Annotated in this window: 19 protein-coding genes, 1 tRNA gene and 1 pseudogene; 3 read left to right on the top strand and 18 right to left on the bottom strand. The window is 46.2% G+C overall.

Annotated elements, in window-relative coordinates; all coding sequences use genetic code 11:
* Positions 1-16 precede the first annotated feature (16 nt).
* The 10 genes from trxA to G519_RS0122500 form a co-directional block, all read right to left on the bottom strand.
* Positions 17-325, bottom strand: coding sequence for a thioredoxin (trxA, locus tag G519_RS0122540; protein ID WP_029196632.1), 309 nt, complete (start codon positions 323-325; stop codon positions 17-19).
* A gap of 259 nt (positions 326-584) precedes the next feature.
* Positions 585-1,289: a Crp/Fnr family transcriptional regulator gene (locus G519_RS0122535; protein WP_051253594.1), complete on the bottom strand. Its 705-nt coding sequence runs from the start codon at positions 1,287-1,289 to the stop codon at positions 585-587.
* Positions 1,290-1,551: 262 nt separating this feature from the next.
* Positions 1,552-1,626: transfer RNA gene (locus tag G519_RS0122530), tRNA-Ala, on the bottom strand.
* Positions 1,627-1,816: 190 nt separating this feature from the next.
* Positions 1,817-2,860 (bottom strand): alpha/beta fold hydrolase, encoded by a 1,044-nt coding sequence (locus tag G519_RS0122525; RefSeq protein ID WP_051253593.1) that lies wholly within the window; start codon positions 2,858-2,860, stop codon positions 1,817-1,819.
* On the bottom strand, positions 2,857-3,126 hold the full coding sequence (locus G519_RS0122520) for a hypothetical protein (protein WP_029196629.1): 270 nt from the start codon (positions 3,124-3,126) through the stop codon (positions 2,857-2,859). The genes G519_RS0122525 and G519_RS0122520 overlap by 4 nt, the downstream gene beginning before the upstream one ends.
* Before the next feature lie 206 nt (positions 3,127-3,332).
* Positions 3,333-3,767, bottom strand: a complete 435-nt coding sequence (locus G519_RS47740) for an ankyrin repeat domain-containing protein (protein WP_084160274.1) — start codon at positions 3,765-3,767, stop codon at positions 3,333-3,335.
* A complete protein-coding gene (locus G519_RS53615) occupies positions 3,734-4,087 on the bottom strand; it encodes a copper amine oxidase N-terminal domain-containing protein (RefSeq protein ID WP_084160273.1) in 354 nt (117 codons plus the stop codon). The genes G519_RS47740 and G519_RS53615 overlap by 34 nt, the downstream gene beginning before the upstream one ends.
* Before the next feature lie 1,066 nt (positions 4,088-5,153).
* Positions 5,154-5,936, bottom strand: coding sequence for an N-formylglutamate amidohydrolase (locus G519_RS0122510; RefSeq protein ID WP_051253592.1), 783 nt, complete (start codon positions 5,934-5,936; stop codon positions 5,154-5,156).
* Positions 5,937-6,125: 189 nt separating this feature from the next.
* Positions 6,126-6,569, bottom strand: a complete 444-nt coding sequence (locus tag G519_RS0122505; RefSeq protein ID WP_029196626.1) for a hypothetical protein — start codon at positions 6,567-6,569, stop codon at positions 6,126-6,128.
* A gap of 123 nt (positions 6,570-6,692) precedes the next feature.
* Positions 6,693-6,989, bottom strand: a complete 297-nt coding sequence (locus tag G519_RS0122500; RefSeq protein ID WP_029196625.1) for an HDIG domain-containing metalloprotein — start codon at positions 6,987-6,989, stop codon at positions 6,693-6,695.
* Positions 6,990-7,269: 280 nt separating this feature from the next.
* Here G519_RS0122500 and G519_RS0122495 point away from each other — a divergent pair, with 280 nt between their 5' ends.
* A complete protein-coding gene (locus G519_RS0122495; RefSeq protein ID WP_029196624.1) occupies positions 7,270-8,334 on the top strand; it encodes an LLM class flavin-dependent oxidoreductase in 1,065 nt (354 codons plus the stop codon).
* 422 nt (positions 8,335-8,756) lie between these two features.
* Here G519_RS0122495 and G519_RS0122490 read toward each other — a convergent pair whose 3' ends face one another.
* The 4 genes from G519_RS0122490 to G519_RS0122470 all read right to left on the bottom strand — a co-directional run bounded on the left by G519_RS0122490 (position 8,757) and on the right by G519_RS0122470 (position 12,492).
* Entirely contained in the window at positions 8,757-9,578 is an 822-nt protein-coding gene (locus G519_RS0122490) for an NAD(P)-dependent oxidoreductase (protein ID WP_029196623.1), read from the bottom strand.
* 60 nt (positions 9,579-9,638) lie between these two features.
* A complete protein-coding gene (locus G519_RS0122485) occupies positions 9,639-10,025 on the bottom strand; it encodes a MerR family transcriptional regulator (protein ID WP_029196622.1) in 387 nt (128 codons plus the stop codon).
* Between the two features lie 392 nt (positions 10,026-10,417).
* Complete coding sequence (locus tag G519_RS44055) at positions 10,418-11,890, bottom strand: MFS transporter (RefSeq protein ID WP_051253591.1); 1,473 nt, start codon at positions 11,888-11,890, stop codon at positions 10,418-10,420.
* A 23-nt stretch (positions 11,891-11,913) separates the two neighbouring features.
* The gene (locus G519_RS0122470; protein ID WP_029196621.1) at positions 11,914-12,492 is read right to left on the bottom strand and encodes a hydrolase; all 579 of its coding nucleotides are present in this window, start codon (positions 12,490-12,492) and stop codon (positions 11,914-11,916) included.
* A gap of 127 nt (positions 12,493-12,619) precedes the next feature.
* Here G519_RS0122470 and G519_RS0122465 point away from each other — a divergent pair, with 127 nt between their 5' ends.
* Positions 12,620-13,507, top strand: coding sequence for a TetR/AcrR family transcriptional regulator (locus G519_RS0122465; protein WP_029196620.1), 888 nt, complete (start codon positions 12,620-12,622; stop codon positions 13,505-13,507).
* Between the two features lie 244 nt (positions 13,508-13,751).
* On the opposite strand, the gene G519_RS0122460 is transcribed toward G519_RS0122465, so the two are convergent.
* Positions 13,752-14,420, bottom strand: a complete 669-nt coding sequence (locus G519_RS0122460; RefSeq protein ID WP_029196619.1) for a TetR/AcrR family transcriptional regulator — start codon at positions 14,418-14,420, stop codon at positions 13,752-13,754.
* A 114-nt stretch (positions 14,421-14,534) separates the two neighbouring features.
* Between G519_RS0122460 and G519_RS0122455 the strand changes: the two genes are divergently transcribed.
* Entirely contained in the window at positions 14,535-15,362 is an 828-nt protein-coding gene (locus G519_RS0122455) for an SDR family NAD(P)-dependent oxidoreductase (protein ID WP_029196618.1), read from the top strand.
* Between the two features lie 252 nt (positions 15,363-15,614).
* Here G519_RS0122455 and G519_RS49135 read toward each other — a convergent pair.
* From G519_RS49135 to G519_RS0122445, 3 genes and pseudogenes are all read right to left on the bottom strand, one after another.
* Positions 15,615-15,803: pseudogene (locus G519_RS49135) on the bottom strand (SUMF1/EgtB/PvdO family nonheme iron enzyme); the annotation flags it as partial.
* Positions 15,804-15,877: 74 nt separating this feature from the next.
* Positions 15,878-16,282, bottom strand: a complete 405-nt coding sequence (locus G519_RS0122450) for a VOC family protein (protein ID WP_029196617.1) — start codon at positions 16,280-16,282, stop codon at positions 15,878-15,880.
* A 202-nt stretch (positions 16,283-16,484) separates the two neighbouring features.
* Positions 16,485-17,432 (bottom strand): helix-turn-helix transcriptional regulator, encoded by a 948-nt coding sequence (locus tag G519_RS0122445; RefSeq protein ID WP_029196616.1) that lies wholly within the window; start codon positions 17,430-17,432, stop codon positions 16,485-16,487.
* Positions 17,433-17,837: the final 405 nt, after the last annotated feature.

Below are 17,837 nucleotides of genomic sequence, written 5' to 3'. Positions count from 1 at the left end.
TTGCTCCCTTCATTTATTATTGTTGCAATTTTTTCTTCAATACTTCTTTACTTTGAAGACCGACCATTTTATCGATCATTTTGCCGTCTTTGAACACCAGCAAGGTCGGAATGTTCATTACACCGTATTCTGATGCAAGTTCCGGTTCATTATCGATATTTACCTTCGCGATCGTTGCTTGATCACTCATTTCATCGGACAATTCTTCGACGATTGGCAGTTGTATCTTACACGGACCGCACCAAGGCGCCCAGAAATCGACCAACGTTACCCCTTGTTCAATTTGCTTGTGAAACGTTTCTTTTGTTAAAGCGACAGCTCCCATGGTCTCAACCCCTTTCTGTAAGTTGAGTCCATCTTAGCTCAAACACTCACTTCCTTCTGTAATGTATCTTACATTACGTTGGATAGTACCCGCTTGCGGGTCACTGTCTGATATTATTCTTTTCCCAATAAGTGGATTTCATACGATCGAAAGGGTAATCGATTTAGAACGGAAGCGCAAAAAGGCCGTTAAGCTTCATCTCAAAGAAGATCCTTAATGGCCACCTGGTTAGAATATAATCTGCAGATTATATATTTTTTTATTTTTTACAACCAAGTGCAAGACACTCTTTCGCCTTGCTTTGATGAATTGAAATCGATTTCCTTCCGGTTCGAATCATCCCTTCTTTCATCAGCTCATTTAAGATCACGGTGACCGCCTCGCGCGTCGCACCGATCATATGGGCAACTTCTTGATGCGTTATGGGCAAATCGATTTTCACCAGTCCTCCATCCTCCACTCCGAACTTTTCCGAAAGCTTGAGCAGCAAATGGAGAACGCGTTCTCTCACGTCTCCAAGCGCTAGTTTCTCCAACATCTCGTCTCTTTCCCGAAGCATTTTGCTTAATTCCGTCAAAAATTTCATGGCTAATTGAGGCCTCTTCGCTAAGAAGTTCTCAAAATGCTCCTTAGGAACGGAGCAAATCAACGTTTCCTCCATGGTTTCAATGTAGATTCCCTTTGTTCCGAACGAAAACGTATCGATTTCCCCGAACATGTTTCCCTTACCTAAGATTCCGACGGTGAACTGTTTGCCTTCAACATTGATTTTGTATAAACGAAGCTTCCCTTCCTTAATAAAAAACAGTCCGTCTCGATAGGTGTCCGGGGTCTGAATTAATGTATCTTTGGGTAAGGCGTTAAAATGTGTCATGGGCGCCATTCGATCCAATTCCAACAAGTCTTCCTCGGGAAGCGCCTCAAAAATACTGATTTTAGATAAATACCATAGTTTATCCATCATGTCTTTGTAATGCCTCCTCAATTTTCTTAGGATCGAACGTATGAAAAGTTTGGCTGCCCACGATAACCAACGGTGTAGCAATTCCTCCGAGCCTAAGCATTTCATCAAAATTTTGAATCCAAACAAAGATGCAAAAGTCCGGGGAATGGCTGTGCCGAAGAATTTCGGCGGGACGATAAAATCAACGTCAACCGTCTCTACGTCTCGGAAATGATAGAGGACCAAATAAAAAAACGGCATCTCTGCCGTTATTAATCAATGTTGGTGGAACGTGGGGGATTCGAACCCCCGACCCCTTCGCTGCCAGCGAAGTATTCTCCCACTGAACTAACGTCCCAAGTATTCAATTATTATAACCACTTTTGTGGTAGTAAAACAGGTAATGGTGGACTCCCAGACTGAGCTAATTCCCCGTGATAATTTCTTGCGCACTTTTTTATGGTAGTGTTACCACCCATACTTGGACTCCCTCCATGGTCGGTTTCACAGCCCTCATTATGAGATTGTGAATTTCAAAGAACAATCACTTAGAAAGCCAGATCTCTCCATGTAGCGTTCAACCATTCCGCAAATAACTCTTTTTCCTCGAACTGTGGATAATGAGCTGACTCTTTGAAAATAACAAAATCCTTTTTAGACGCTTCCAGCACATTAAAATAGTCTCTTGCCGCATTTACGGATGTCATGTAATCATATTGCCCCATGACAAAATAAAAGGGAATCTCCAATCTATCGACAATGTCTGTTATATGATTTTTTGACTCTTCCTCCAATAAGATTTGCTGCGAGATCGAAACCCCCTTCAAATAACGAATGACATCAAGTAAATTATATTCCCGATTAAAAAGAAAGCCTGTATAATAATCCCTGTTATCGTCAATTAATCGTGCTGCTCCGCCGTATTTCCGAATCATGTCTCTAGGAGTAAATTGTTCCCCTCGTTCGATGGGATCTCGAAGCTGTTCTAATCGTACCGCATCTTTTAGATTCCCAGCTTGCTTTGCTTGATCTATGGTATAATCCAAACTGTCCAATTCGCTTTGCACATGAGCAGCAACCTGTCCAATACCAATATAAGCAACAAATTTCTCCGGGGCTTTAGCCGCAGCTTTCATCCCTATGTATGTACCAAAAGAATGGCCTATCAGCAGCACTTTCGATTGTCCCAACATCTCTTTCACATCATCTGTAAGCTCCAATAAATCATTCACGAGCAAGTCTGTTGATAAATTGGAGTAGTCTTCAAAGAAATGATATGATTTCCCACTGCCTCGTTGATCATAGTGTACAATTGTAAAATTTTTCTCAAGCAATCTTTGGTATTTCCGCACATACGGAATTTCGGAACAACCTGGGCCGCCATGCACAAAGATCACTATCGGATTGCGCCGGTCGTTCCCCCTAATCATTACTTCATGCCTAGTGCCATTGATGTCGATCTGCTCTAATAAACTCATGCTGTTTTCGCCTTTAATTGCAGGTGTCCATGTAGGGGAAATTAATCCGACCGCAACAAGAAGAGCAACAATCAATATACTTATCTTTGCTATTTTTATGCCTTTTCTCTTCAATGGACAACTCCCTTTCTAAGCATTTCCTTCACCAGCTCCCGAATGTCCGTTGAACATAGCTTTGGATGTTCTTTCGTACCATGTCGTTCCCTATTTCCCGTGCGTGATTGGTTTAAAGATGAACAACCACCGGCATCATGAATGATATTTGTGGTTGACGGTGAAGTAGCACTCCATGTGTCTATGTTAAGGACAAATCCTAATGGGTTCTTCTTACGCCACTCAAGGTAATCAGGTGCTTCGCGTTCCACTGTGAACCGTCTCAACCTATTCCTCCGAATCTGCTCTCAGCAGACATCCGTATTCAAACCAAACTTGGGTTTCCTTTACTTAAGCAATCATAAGGCTGGAAGTAGCTAGGTTTCCCTATTTTACCATACTAAACTGCCCGTCCCTCAACGCGGCTACCGTTCCATGTCGGCAGCCGCGTCTTATTAAGCTATAATTCCCCGTTTAGAGATTTGCGAAGATGTTATTTCGACGCCATAGCTTTTTCAAGAATTTTGGTAATTTGCTCCAACTTTTGTTTATCTGCATCATTCTTTTGTTCCTTCAGCAGCTTCTTTGCCGTGTCCAGCGCCGTACCTTCTCTAGTTGTATGTTGAACGTCCGCACCGTAATCAACTAAGAGCTGGACTATCCTCGGATCTTTATCAAAAACTGCTGAGACTAATGGTCTTAAAAAGTCGCCAAAGCCCACTAAACTTTGATTCGGATTTGCACCGGACTTCAAGAGCAATTCAAGCATTTCGACGTTATTAGGGTTTAACGCGAAGCTAAGTGTTGATAATCCGTCATTTTTATTTTTAAAATTTGGCCCACCACCGTTGTCCAACCAATACTTCACCCGTTCTAAATCGTTCTTTGCCGCAGCTAAAAAGACATAATAGCCCTTATCAGTGACGATATCGAAGTGTTTGTCTTTTCATCCCAAGTCACATCCCCGCCGACGCTTTCTGCAATAAATCTGAGCGGCACAAATGTACTCTCATTCATAATCCTTGGAACAGCCGATATTTTAACGGCCTTTCCATTAACGGTTGCCTCCGTCGAATTCACAGTCATCCTAATCAGCAATTCATTCTTAGTTCCCGTGATCGTCTGTGTCGATTCATCCCATTCGACCTTAATATCAAGCTCCTCATAGATTGGGCGCAGTGCACTAAGGTGCCTCCCTCCTCCACTACTGGAAGCTGCGTAAACAGCACTTGGAAGCCGTTGACGAATACCCGGACAGGCTCAATAGATGCCGCATAGCCCGGTGATGAAACAGAGAACATTAAAAGCGCCATTATAACAATCAACGTTCCAATGTAACGGAATTGTATCACTTTCATATCTCCTATCTAATTGACTTGTACGCCATATGATCGACTACTGCGATCTGAAGGAAGTAACTTCCTTTACAATCAATAAAATTATAACAAATAATGGATTTATATGTTACCACCACACTTAGTCTCATTTTCCATCCATAAGCTCCATGCATAACTGCCCGTCCCAATCCCACCCTGTATTTTCAAGTCTGATATTCCCCCGAATTTCGCCGCGGCAGCCGATTTCGCTACCGTGGAACAATGGCAAAAAAACGGCTCTGTTCGCATCAAAAGCGAAAGAGCCGTTCTTCGTTTTTCTTAGGATTTCTCGAAATAGATAGGCAAGTCACTTAAAAAGTGGTCTGGACATGTTCACAAAATAACGGTTTTTGTACATATGTCCCCGTAACAAACAAACAAGCACGGTTATCGGGGTGGACATAATATATATAGGTTGAAATACACAAGAGAGAGGTGAATACCAGTGTCTTGCCCTAAATGCCCTACTAGTCAGGTTGTAGATCCCCCCCAAGTCGTTTATAGAGATTTTTATCATCCACAAATAGTTCAAATTATCCATCCGATTGAAATCATTAACCGCCATCATTGTGTGCCTGTTCCTGAGCATATCTATACGTGCACCGTTAGAGATGAATTTTGTCCCACTCCACTAACTGCTCCAGTTGCACACGTCAGAAGCGTCAAGAAAAAAAGTGCTAAAGGCTAATTATTACTTCTTCTGAATTTTGAATTTCTAAACCTATAGGTGTAATCTTTGTTTCTTAAAAAAAAGGCCCTTAAGCCATTTTCTTTTCCTCGATCGAAAGCTACTTCGACTGAGACGGGAAAATGGGGAATCAGGGCCTTTCTGTTTATTTAATGGCATTTGTGGTGAAGACCGGTTACATGTTCATAAAATAAGCGATTTTTTGGTTGTTTTGAACTAACGTGGCCGGCTGCCGTCACTTCTTATTAGCTTAATTTAAACCTGCAATCATCACCTTAATCTTCTTAAACACTTGAATCAAACGTCCCTGTGTTTCACTGAAGAGTGTATCATTCTTTTTAACTACCTCTTCTTCACCAAACTCACGATTTTCTATATATGAAGTGTACCTTAGTTCGATTTGTATTGCTTCAACATTATCTAAAGAACCATAATGTGAAACAATATAACCACCCGTTAGGCCCTTTTCGTCAATCCTTACTACAAATCCTTCTGAAGTAAACGCATTATAAACAAGGTATAAAAACTCCTTGGAACAAGTCTTACCTTCGCATGTCCCTAACACCACATCAGCCGCAGATTGAACATAAAAACTATGCAAGTCAAGTAAGAACACTCTGTTATTTTCCTTTAAAGCTGTATCTATTTCTTCTGATAAATGATTATGGTACGGCATATAAAATGTCTGTATTCTATTTGAGATTATCTCATCAACTAAAGGAGTATCATAGATTTCTTTTCCAAAGGTAGATTTTTGGTAGATTAACGATCTAGTGTATTCTTCGTTAAGATGTTTAATATTAATATCTCTATTAACATCTATCACATATCTACTATAGTTGGCTGATAATACTGTAATATGTAGTCCCGCAAGAAAATTGTAAAGTTCATTTAAAAACCAATCGTTATTAGCCAACAATGTATCAGACTTCTTATTTTCTCTCATTTCAGGAGTAATCTGTGATGAACCATGCGGAATACTAGCTATTAAAGCAGAAATAGGATTACTTCTTTTGATTTCAATAGGGTCCATTCTACTTATCGCCTCTGCTTTTTTCCTTACTTTACCACAAAATGGGGTTAAATTAGTAAATCACGCGTACTGTTACGCAAATCTGCCCGTCTTACTTTAATAAACAACAGAGGAGCCGCTACGAAGCAAGCCCCTCAACTATCGTTTTCCGTTAGCGGAATGATCAAGGCAGCCTAAGGTTGTTATTTCTTAAAACTTTCGATTGTAATATTGGTTGGAAGAAATCCTTGTGAGAAGGATCACGATCAGTACTGCAAACAGCGTGATCGAAATCGTAACGTTAAAGAAGCCCAATACAATCGACGCCAAAGAGACGGAAAACAAAGTCACGTACAAACTCAAAGAATTCGCCTTTTCCATGATCAGCTTCTTCCGTTCATCATGCTCTTCGATGTATAGCTTCTTCAGAAACGATTCGTTTCGCAGCGCGGCCCGCAACTTTTTCCCGACCAACAAAATTATGATCTGCATGCCGATAAAAATCCCGACTTGCACTCCGTGTACGAAATCGCCCGCGTCGCTTTGGACCTTATACCCGTATAGCGCAGTCAAAATAACGATCAGTGAAAACACACAGGTTGCACCGATTAGCCATCTTAATCTCCGCGTTAAAACCGTCCGAAACTCTGTCATCACCCTTCAACCTCCACATCACTGAAATTTAATTCATCCTCATCCCACTATAACAAATAAGGTCAGACGACAATGCATAGCCGACTGACCTTATTGTATATTTATTCATTTTGATGTATAAAATCATTTTTCTAAGAAATTCTGCAACAATCCGTCTAAGGAATTATGGAACAATTCTAAAGGATTATGGAATTTCTTTTTAGGAATCACGTTACTTATATCATGAAGAAAAGCCGCTTGGGATGCGAGATCGTTATCTAAGTTGAACATATTTGCTATTCGAACTGCTTCATCAGCTACAGAAATAGTATGCTGGTATGTATCATACTCATTATGATTAACAAGAAATCGTTCAATATCTTTCTTAATCTCTCCTGTAAAAGATATGCCCTCGGTGTACCTTTCATATAATATGCTCATACAAGTCCCCCCAAGTTTTTAATCATTTGATTATTTTAGTTATCTTCAAAAAGACTCCAGAAAGTGGAAAAAAGTTCAAATCTGATTATAACTAAACTGCCCGTTAGCACAGCAGGCCACCGAGCTTATCATCGGCAGCCTGCTTATTCTTTGTTAAGAGGGTGGCTCCGGTACCGATATTATGTACGTCACGCCAGCTGATAACCGTCTTAACTTACTTTTATTGAGTTACATCAAAATATAAAGTATAATAAGCGCATCTAGAAGGGAGCGAATCATTATGTCCGATCTTACGACTTCTTCAATCGAAATAGGACTAAGCACATTCCTCGAGGCTGCTCCGAGAGCCGGCGGCGTCACTCACGCCGAACGGCTCCGACAAGCGGTAGAGGAGATTAATCTGGCCGAGCAAGTCGGTCTGGACGTCTATGCGATCGGCGAACATCATCGCGCGGATTACGCGAGCTCGGCACCAGCCGTTATTCTGGCCGCTGCCGCATCCACGACAAAACGAATCCGGCTCTCGAGCGCCGTGACCGTGTTGTCTTCGGACGATCCGGTTCGCGTGTACCAAGCTTTCTCCACCTTGGACGGCCTGTCCAATGGACGGGCGGAAATTATGGCAGGCCGCGGCTCGTTTATCGAATCTTTCCCGTTGTTTGGATACGACTTGAACCACTACGACAGACTATTCGAGGAGAAGCTGGAGCTTCTGCTCGCGATCCGCGAATCGGAGAAAGTAAGCTGGCGCGGCGGCCACCGCCCCGCCATCGACAACCTGGGCGTCTATCCGCGATCCGTACAGGAACCGTTGCCCGTATGGATTGGAACCGGCGGAAATCCGGAGTCCGCGATTCGCGCCGGCATTCTAGGATTGCCGGTCGTCTTTGCGATCATCGGCGGCATGCCGGAGAGGTTCGCTTCTCTAGTCAACCTCTATAAGGAAGCGGCCGCGAAGGCCGGACACGACGTAAGCAAGCTGCAGATCGCGACGCATTCACACGGCTTCATCTCGGATACGACCGAGAAGGCCGCCGATTTGTTCTACCCGTCGACGGCAGCCCAGATGAACACTATTGGGCGCGAGCGCGGCTGGCCGCCATACACCCGCGAATCGTTCGACGCCGCCCGCAGCCTTCGTGGAGCGCTCTACGTCGGCGATCCCGAGTATGTTGCGGAGAAGATCGTGCTGCTTCGCAAGAACCTGGGCCTAACGCGCTTCCTCCTGCACGTGGACGTCAGCACGATGCCGCACCACGAATTGCTGCGCACCATCGAACTGCTCGGCACGAAGGTCGCGCCGATCGTCCACAAGGAGCTTGCTCGCGGGGCCTCGCAGGGGTGAGCTTGGCTGTGAATGTAGATTTTTATCGACATTCACGAAGCGTTCGCAGCACGTGGAGGCAAGCATTGCGGTCCCATCACTCAGCAATGGGTCCGAACCAAGGTGTAAACCTCTGAGTTAATTATTTATCCATATTACCAGATATCCCCATAATATTGATTCACTTTTTTCTAAAACTGGATTTAATTGCAAAGGCAGCCGATCAACTTTGACCGGCTGCCTTCATCTTAATATTGAACTCTTGTTTCCCGTTAGCGTAATGACCTGTACTATGATACGGTTCAGCGTAACGGGGCTATCGGCGAAATGCGGCCCTGGGGCCGCCTATCCTTTGAGCGTATTGAATTGAGAGCCGAATGTCACTTATAACCGCAACCAGGCAGACCGGTTATACAAGTGTACGAATAACATCGACCGTAGCCTTATGTTCTGCTCCGATCTCCGTTCTCCAGCATATCAAGCAGCAGGCTGGAAAGCGGGGCTGGAACTTGTGCATTTTGCGCCGCCGACAGCAAGAGGCCGACATCTTTCTGCGGAATTTTACTTTCGGATATGGATGACTTCTCGGCTATCATTTTGCCATAGTTTTGATAAATTGGGGCGGTAAACAGTGTGCTGGTAAGCATATTGACCGCTGCTGTGGGATCAACCCCGCCGCGCTCAGCTATTCCTAGTGCTTCTTCCAGTGAGCGTGCGGCGGAGACGATTAGAAAGTTACCGATCAGTTTGACGAGTACAGCCGAACCGGCTTCCTCGCCAAAGTCAAAGATCCCTTTAGCTCCCATCGCTTCCAGCAGCGGCCGCACCCGCTCCTTTGCTTCCTGCGGACCCGCTATTGGAATCCACAATTGCCTGGCAGCGGCTGCCTCCGGCCGTCCAAAGATAGGCGCCTCAACATAGACGGAACCGTGCCGCGCGTGCAGATCCGCCAGCTTCCTACCCGTATCCGGCGACACCGTACTCATTGATACATGAATACCGCCTATGCCCAGGCGTTCTAAGAAATCTTCGCTTTTGACGACGTCTTCCAATGCTTCATCGTCCCATACCAAGGTGACGACGATGCCACCGGTTGTCACGGCGTCAGCTGGACGGACCGCCTGCAGCGCACCTTGGGCTACGAGCGGTTCCGCTTTTTCTGGGGTGCGGTTGTATACGGTCAACGCATATCCTGCTTGGAGCAGATTGGCAGCGACTGGCATACCAAGCAGTCCGAGTCCGATAAATCCAATGTTTTCAGTCATGAATTTAACCTCCATAGAATACTGAACATGACGTTAACGTCATGTTTTAAGTAAAAAAAATTAATCGCTTTCATTGGCCTCGAGCCATCGCTCGAAACGTTCTATATTCGACTGCAAATCGCTGCGGAACTGCCCGAGTGCTTCAAGCTTCTGGTCCGTGTCGGCCAGATGCTGGCGCAGTATGCCGAGGACTTTCCGTTTCGGCAGCACCCCGCTCGTATCCGTAAAGTAAAGCTCGATAACGTCCCGAATTTCCTCCAAACTTAGGCCAATCTTCTTCAACTGATCGATCTTTTGCAGACGAGCAACCGTTTCTTCCGTGTAGTAATGATGACCATTGCCTTCGCGCTCGCCAGATGGAAGCAATCCAATGCTCTCGTAATAGCGAACCGTGCGCTGGGTTACCCCGGCTCGTTCTGTCAAATCGCCAATGCGCATGCGGTTCATGATGTATCACTCCTTCTAAGATATAATATGACGTTAACATCATGTTTGCATGATAGCATTTGGATTGGAAAATGTAAAGGCACCTGAACTTCGCCCTACTTATGATACGGTTCACCGTAACACTGTAACGGCGAAATTTTATAACTAGAGACAAAGAGCAAAACATCAGTTTTGCTCTAAAAACAGTTGTTTTCATCCCAGCTATTAGTGGCGGTAAATTTGTGGCCAACTCTTTAGTGAGATAGCCTTTCTTTACGTTCTTGTAAACCCATTCACGCTGAATGCCAGCATCACTACTTGTCGTTGCTTGTGATGGCTAATCATGTTTAGAATGACCTGAAGTGCTTTTCCATTCAGCGTAAATTTCATCGATCAGCCCCCCATACTCGAATTCAGCTGGCTGCGGAAGAACCCTCGTAGGCTCTGTTTTTCGGATGAGGACGAAACCACGATGCTGCAAGGGCCAATAGGGAAGTCCATAGCAATGCGATGATGACCCAGCGGTAGCCGTGAATGATGAAAGTAAAATCAACGTCCGAAATCACAGCGTTTTTTCCGGAATACAGCACGTTCTTCATATGGGCCGGTAGCGCCGCACTGACAATGGTTAAAGAAAGGGCCGTACTCAGCACCTGGCCCAAGTTATAGAGCATGGACCGCAGCCCATTTGCCACCCCTCGGCTGTTCTCAGGAACGGACGACATGATCTCCATCGTATTGGGAGTAAGAAATAAGCCAGTCCCGATCCCGATTAACAGCATCCCGCATGCGGTGGCCCCGTAAGGGAAATTCCCTCCGAGTACGAATAAGAGCAGCAGTAGTCCTGCTATGGATAGGAGTATTCCAAGCGAGGATAGGACTCGAAGGGCGATTCTCTTGGTTAACATGCCGGCAATGGGGGATATGATCAACATTCCTATCGTAATTGGAAGAATCCTTAGACCGGCCTCAAGTGCGTTTTGGTGGAAGGCAAATTGGAAGTACAGCGCGAAAAGCAGGGCAACTGCCGTGCGAGCAAAGGAATGAAAGAAGGTAGCGATATTCGCCATACCGAACATCCAATTTTTAAAAAGGCTTATATCCAGCAAAGGAGAAGCCGATCGATGCTCATGCCATAAAAATATAGGGGTTATTATCGCGAATACAGCAAAACCTCCAATCACTTGCTTGTCTCCCCAGCCCAACTCTCCCCCCTTGGATAGAGCTATGATTAAACCAGCTAAAGCGATAAAGACCAGGATACCCCCATATCGATCGACTTTGGTACGAGGCCCTGTCAGCGGCTTCTCTCTTAGAATCTGGAGGCCCCAGATGAAGGCAACGATCCCGAAGGGGACATTGAACCAGAATACCCACCTCCAGCCCCAAGCAGTCGTTACCAGGCCGCCGACGACAGGGCCAAGCACCTGCGCGATGGAAGCGGACAAGATATTCAGGCCTAGACCGGTGCCAAGCTGTGTTTTGGGAAATGCGTCAGTGATCAGCGGCGTTGTGTTCGTCACCACTAGGGCTCCTCCGGCAGCCTGTACGATGCGAAGAAGAATGAGGATCTCCGCATTTGGGGAGTAGCCAAGTAAGAAACTGGTTATGGTAAACACACCCAATCCGATTAAATACATCCGCCTTCTTCCGAATATATCCGATACTTGCCCAAAGACCAAGATCAGAATGGTGTTTACAAGCATATAGGAAAGTAAAATCCAGCCGGATGTTGCTGCATCCGTATGAAACTGCCGGCTTAATTCAGGCAATGCGACATTGAGCGTTCCGATATTGATTAGAACCAAAAACGCACCGAGACTGGTTACGGATAAGACATACCAAGGATACATCAGATCGTTCTGGAGACGTTTCCTTTGGGTCATGAGATCAACCTCCTGCAATAACCTTACGATCTATCTTCAGTAAAGGTTGAGATGATTTCTTGTGTGGTCCGAGTACGCCCAATACGCGGGAAAATATGGCCTTTTACGTAATCATGCTCGGCCTGGGAAAATCCGGTCATCGCATCAATCGCAAAAATCTGCTGATAGCCATGCATAAACGCTTCCCGCGCAGTCGTATCCACACCAAGTCCAGTTGCGATGCCACATAAAACGATGGTATCGATTCCCCTGCGGCGCAGCTGCAGATCGAGCTCCGTTCCGTAAAAAGCTCCCCACTGCTTCTTGGTAATGATGTGGTCTGTGGCGGCGACCCGCATTTCTGGGACGATTTCATCCCAACCCTCAGGCAGATTCAGTGCAGGTGCAGGGGTATCCAGCTTCGGTTTAGGAATATCCTTCAGGTCCTTGCTGGATACCCTGACCAGGGCAACCATCGAGCCTTGTTCACGAAAAGCATCGGCCAAGACGGCCGCATTTGATACCACCTGCTCGGCGGAATAAGGGGCGTATTGGTTCCCTAACCACTTTTGCAGATCAATGACAACCAGCGCTGTTTTTTGCGGATCAAATAATTTTTCCATACCGATATTCTCCTCATTATTCTAAATTTGACTGTAAGTCACCAATCGTGAACTTTCGATCATTTGACTTGATGTTTTATATTTTGTACCATGATTCATAGTAAGTCAAGGAGGGAGAATCTTTTTTATGATTGTGACAAGGGAAGAGGTCGTTCAATCAGCGACGAGGCTTTTTAAAGAACGCGGGTTTCTTTCGACGACGATACAGGATATTGCCGATGATTGCGGTATTGCCAAAGGATCGGTCTATAAATACTTTCCTTCCAAAGAGGATCTCTTTAGCGAGGTATTTAATCAATGTCATAACAACTATTTTGATCAAGTCGATGAGCTGACACGTCTTCCCGGACTATCGCCGGAAGAACAGTTTGTTCAGCAGATCGTTTTGCGATTCCGCTACTTTATGGAGTACAAACATATTCTGGTCGAATTTACTGAGCTCCCTATTCAACAGGATCCCAAGTTCCAGCCACTCAGACACAAGGTTAGGGGGCGGCTCATCCGATGGCATAGAGATTGTTTGCTGCATGTGTATGGCGAGGAAATCCAACCGTTCCTATGGGATTTGGTTGCCATCTATCGGGCGATTCTGAAGGAATATCTATTTTGGATTGTATATGAGGAGAGGTCGTTATCACTCGAGGAAACGGCGAAGTTCATCTTGGAAAAGCTCCATGTGCTCATTAAGCATATGATGACGTCCGATCTTAAGTCTATGCTGAACCAAGCTTCATTCGAGAGGTATTTAAACTGGGGATTCGAGGACCGGCAGGGTGGGAAGAGGCAGATTCTTTCAGAACTGTTTCGGGAGATGGATAAGGCCATTAACACGATCCCGGCCGGCGCCGTACATCGTTCGGAAATAAGGGAGCTTTACCGTTTTATCCAGACTGAGGTTAGCAAGGAGACAGCGAATCATCCGTTAATACAGGCCTCGCTGCACTATTTGGAGAGGGAGAAGGAACTTAAAAGTCTGGTCGTTCAGTTGAGGAATATTATATTCTCGGGTATTTAGCCTGATGCCTTTCCTACATTACTTCTCCCCTTCATCCTGTCTACTCGGCGACAAAAGCAGGTTTTCAATCACTTTGTTCAAACTTCGTTAAATCCTGCGGACACTCCAATTTTGCATCATTTGTCATACGGTTCACCGTGCTGTCTGTAACGGCAAGTTTTAAGGCCATCCTTTTGCTGGATGGCCTTTCATCATGACCAATACGTGGGGGGCTTTTCTTTCCACAAGCAAAAGGTCGCCTTCCTTATTCCGTTTCATTTGGAGATGTTAACGGATTTTTGAGGGCAGGTAGTAGGACGCCGTCGATTAGTGAAGTGTAGAAGTGCTTGTCGAATGTTTTGCGCTGTACCAGTCCGCGATAAGAAGCCATTGAAGTAATAACCTGGCAAGCCATTTCAATGTCCGCGCGGGTGGAGATTTCACCGCGGCCGACGGCCCGGTGCATGAGCTCACGATTCACTACAGCCCACGGTTCGAAAATTTCTCCGTTAACCGTTTCCGGATTCTGCGATAAAAAGGAGCCCAGGCCTGCGAGTACTCGAAGTTTGCGTTCACCTTCTTCGATCGATTGCGGCTTCAATAGCGCAAGCAGATCATTGCGCAAGGTTCCCGTATCGGGCAAGAGGTCAAGCTCAAGATGATTTCGATTCATCCAGGTTAAGGCATCTCGGACTAGCTCTGCCTTGGAGGACCAGCGGCGATACACCGTCGCCTTTCCGGCCTTCGCTCTAGCTGCGACCATGTCCATTGTCATTCCATCAAAACCGGCTTCGGCGAGGATGTCGATTGTCGCTTCCAGGATTTTAGCATCCCGCGTGTGATCTCGTTTACGGCCTAATGTTTTCGCTGGTTTTTCCACTACTTTGTCAGCTAATTTGGATCCGACTGACTCTTCATTTTTAATCTTATTCATAAAATTTAACCCCCTTTTTCGATACTTTATATTTCCAGAACTTTACAGTTCCGTATTTGGGTGCTTTAATTTAAGTATCCCACACAGAACAGGGAATTTAAAGGAGGAGTATACATGGACAAAAGAGTCTGGTTCATCACGGGAGCCTCTCGCGGTTTAGGACGCATATGGGCAGAAGCCGCGCTCACGCGTGGCGATAAAGTTGCAGCTACCGCCCGCAAATTGGAGGACGTTGTCGATTTGAAGGAACGTTTCGGAGATCTCGTTCTTCCCATGGCACTCGACGTAACGGATGCTGACCAGGTCCGCCAAGTCGTTCAGCGGGCTCATGCCCATTTCGGCAAGCTGGACGTTGTCCTCAACAATGCCGGTTATACTTTGGTCGGAATGGTCGAGGAGGCAAGCGAAGCCGATGTCCGCGCTCTGTTTGATGCGAACTACTTTGGTTATCTTCGAGTCATCCAAGCCGCCTTGCCATTGCTGAGGAAGCAGGGCAGCGGGCATTTGCTCAGCGTTTCAAGCTCCCTTGGGATCGAGGCAAGGCCGCTCATCGGCTTCTATTGCTCCTCCAAATGGGCGGTCGAAGGACTCCACGAAAGTCTGGCGCAAGAGGTCAAGGACTTTGGGATTAAGGTGACGCTGCTCGAACCCAGTGCCTATGCGACTGAGTTTGGCGCTTCAGGTAAGCGAGTACCGGAAATGGACGTCTATGCCGATGTACGGAAGCAGGTGTTCACGCGTCTATCAAACGAAAAACGCGGCAACCCTCAAGCGACTGCAGAAGCCGTTCTCAAGATCGTGGACGCAGCGGAACCCCCACTACGATTTGCGCTCGGCTCAGAAGTCTTACCTATAGCGCGCGGCATCTATGCTGACCGTCTAGCCACCTGGGAAGCCTGGGAGAATGTCTCGAATGCAGCGCAAGGCAACCCCATGCAATAAGCCGTTGCCATTGGACTGGAGCGGACGTCAACATCACTTAGCAGAATATATATCAGCTAACCAACCGGCTTTCTATTATAGCAAGGAACCTCTCCGACTTTGTCGAAGAGGTTCCTTGCTATAACCATAAATTTCGCCCTACTTATGATACGGTTCCCCGCGCTGTCTCTAACGGCAAGTTAAGGACCATCCTTTGCAGGATGGCCCTTACGGTGATTTTAATTCGATTTCGGCATGCTCGATGTCTTGTCCTCAAGGTGTTGCAAGTGCGGTTCTAAAATCGAGATCATCTATCTTGAAATCGGGCATACTTTTCCTTATTCTCGTAGAACCACAGTTGCTCTCAACTTCAGCCCAACTGCCTCCCCGGAAGACTGTATACTTCCCATATCGTTCAGTATCATATAGGTCCCAGCACCATTCCCAGACGCTCACAATCATTCTGCACTCGAGGACCATATTTTACGAATCGTTGCCACTCCCTAGATTGAAGCCTCGCTCACTTTAACTGTCCGTCAACGCCTACCGCTGAACCGTTTGATCGCTTCCTCGGTCACCGGCTCGAAGAGGTTAACGAGGTTGCCGTCGGGATCGCGGAAAAGCACAGAACGGTTTCCCCACGGCATCGTAGTCGGTTCCTTTACCCATTCATCGACAAATGGCTTCAAGCGCGCGTATTCGGCTTCGACATTCTCGACGCGGAACTCGATGATGACAGTGTGATTGTTGGCCGCAACTACGGAACCAGCGCCGAATAGTTGCGCCGTCTGGGAGTGGCCGATTGCCAGGGTACAAGATGGCACAACGAGTTCGGCAAAAACGGGCGCGGGGCGCTCCGCCGAAACACCCATGACTTTCTCATAGAACTCGACGAGACGATCCACGTCGTCGGTAATGATGCGTACAGAAGCGAAATTCACACAATATCATCCTTCCTATAATAAATGAAACAATACCGTACTATCGTGGGCCAGAACCAGCGAAGCTTCCTTAAGGGGCAAAGTAGCTGTAAATAATAGATTGGCTATGTACCCCAACCGATGCAACGTACTTCGCACTTATTCTCACCACTCCTTACATTTACATACCCGATTATAAAACAACGCTACTGACAACGTTATGTCAGTAGCGTTTTAACATCTTTTGGGCTTCCTCACGAATACAACTTCGGAATGATTCGGGTTCCAATACGATCACACCCGCTCCCCAGCCAAGCACCCATTGCAACAATTCATCCAGTTGACGAACACGTAAGACCACATGCAATCCATCTTGATGCTCTTCCATATCCTCTATGTAATGATAGTTCGATTCCTTCACCTTATCTGCGATATCATGGTTAAATCGAAGGCGAACTCGCAAGTGGCGATCATCCGGAGGAGTATACTCCCTTAAGTTAAAATGCGCCGGTAGCTCGAAGCGTTCTTCCAGATCGATAAGTTCGGCCATTCGGGACAAACGGAAATGGCGAATGTCTTGACGTAGATCACAACGGGCCACGAGCATCCAAGATCTTTCAACCAGTACCAGGCCATATGGGGCGACGGTACGATCACTATGGTGATTCCCCTTGGAATCCCCAATCCCTTTCGAATAATGAAATCTGATCTTTCGTTCCTCTAATATAGCTCGACGGATCTTTTCGAAATATTCCCTTTCTTTTGACAGCACGTCCCGTTTACCGGGAGTGAGCAAGCGCAGCGCCTTACGCACACGAGAGGTCTCATTGCGAACGCTCTCCGATAGAATAGCTTCGATTTTCCTCCGAGCGGCTTGAGCCCTGACACGATACTCATCATCAAATCGTTGCTCGATAAAGTCCGTTCCTATAAGCAAGGTTACGGCTTCTTCTACGGTGAAACTGATCGGCGGCAGAAAATAGCCTGTCATCAAAGAATATCCTGTGCCTGGTGCACCTATAATCGGCACACCCGCTTCACTAAGTGCCTGAATGTCACGATAGATGGTCCGCACGCTTGTTTCGAATAGGTCTGCCAAATCTTCACCCCGTACCACTTCTCTGCTTTGCAGCTCCAGAACGATGGCTAATAAACGGTCTGTTTTGTTCATAGACTGCCCCCCTTGAAACTTAATGCTGTTCACCAAAAACTTGCCCTTATTTATGATACGGTTCACCGCGAACAATCTTCAACTATCCTGCCCGTCCCTCGGTTTTAAGGGTTTATCTCACATATTCTCACTCATTCGCAGGATTTCGTCGCCTTGGAATACAGTTGCCGTTCGAATAGCAAGCTCATTAGACATCATTAGACACCGTTGTTTCGATTTTGGGCATGCGGGAACAGAAGAAGCGTTGGAACATTTCTCCAAGTGTTATTCTTCTGCACGCATACTCCACAATTTCCTTGGGGGTTCACCATCCCAAGACTCTACGGGTCTATGCCCTCACATTCCTTCGTTACACCTGACCAAGGCGTGGAGACCGATAACGTTTAGCTGACGGGTCTGAGCCCT

Origin of the sequence: Paenibacillus alginolyticus DSM 5050 = NBRC 15375 (assembly GCF_000422905.1) — a bacterium.
GTDB lineage: Bacteria > Bacillota > Bacilli > Paenibacillales > NBRC-103111 > Paenibacillus_E > Paenibacillus_E alginolyticus.
Note: the sequence above shows the minus strand (reverse complement) of the source record. Positions and strands in the feature narration are given on the sequence as shown.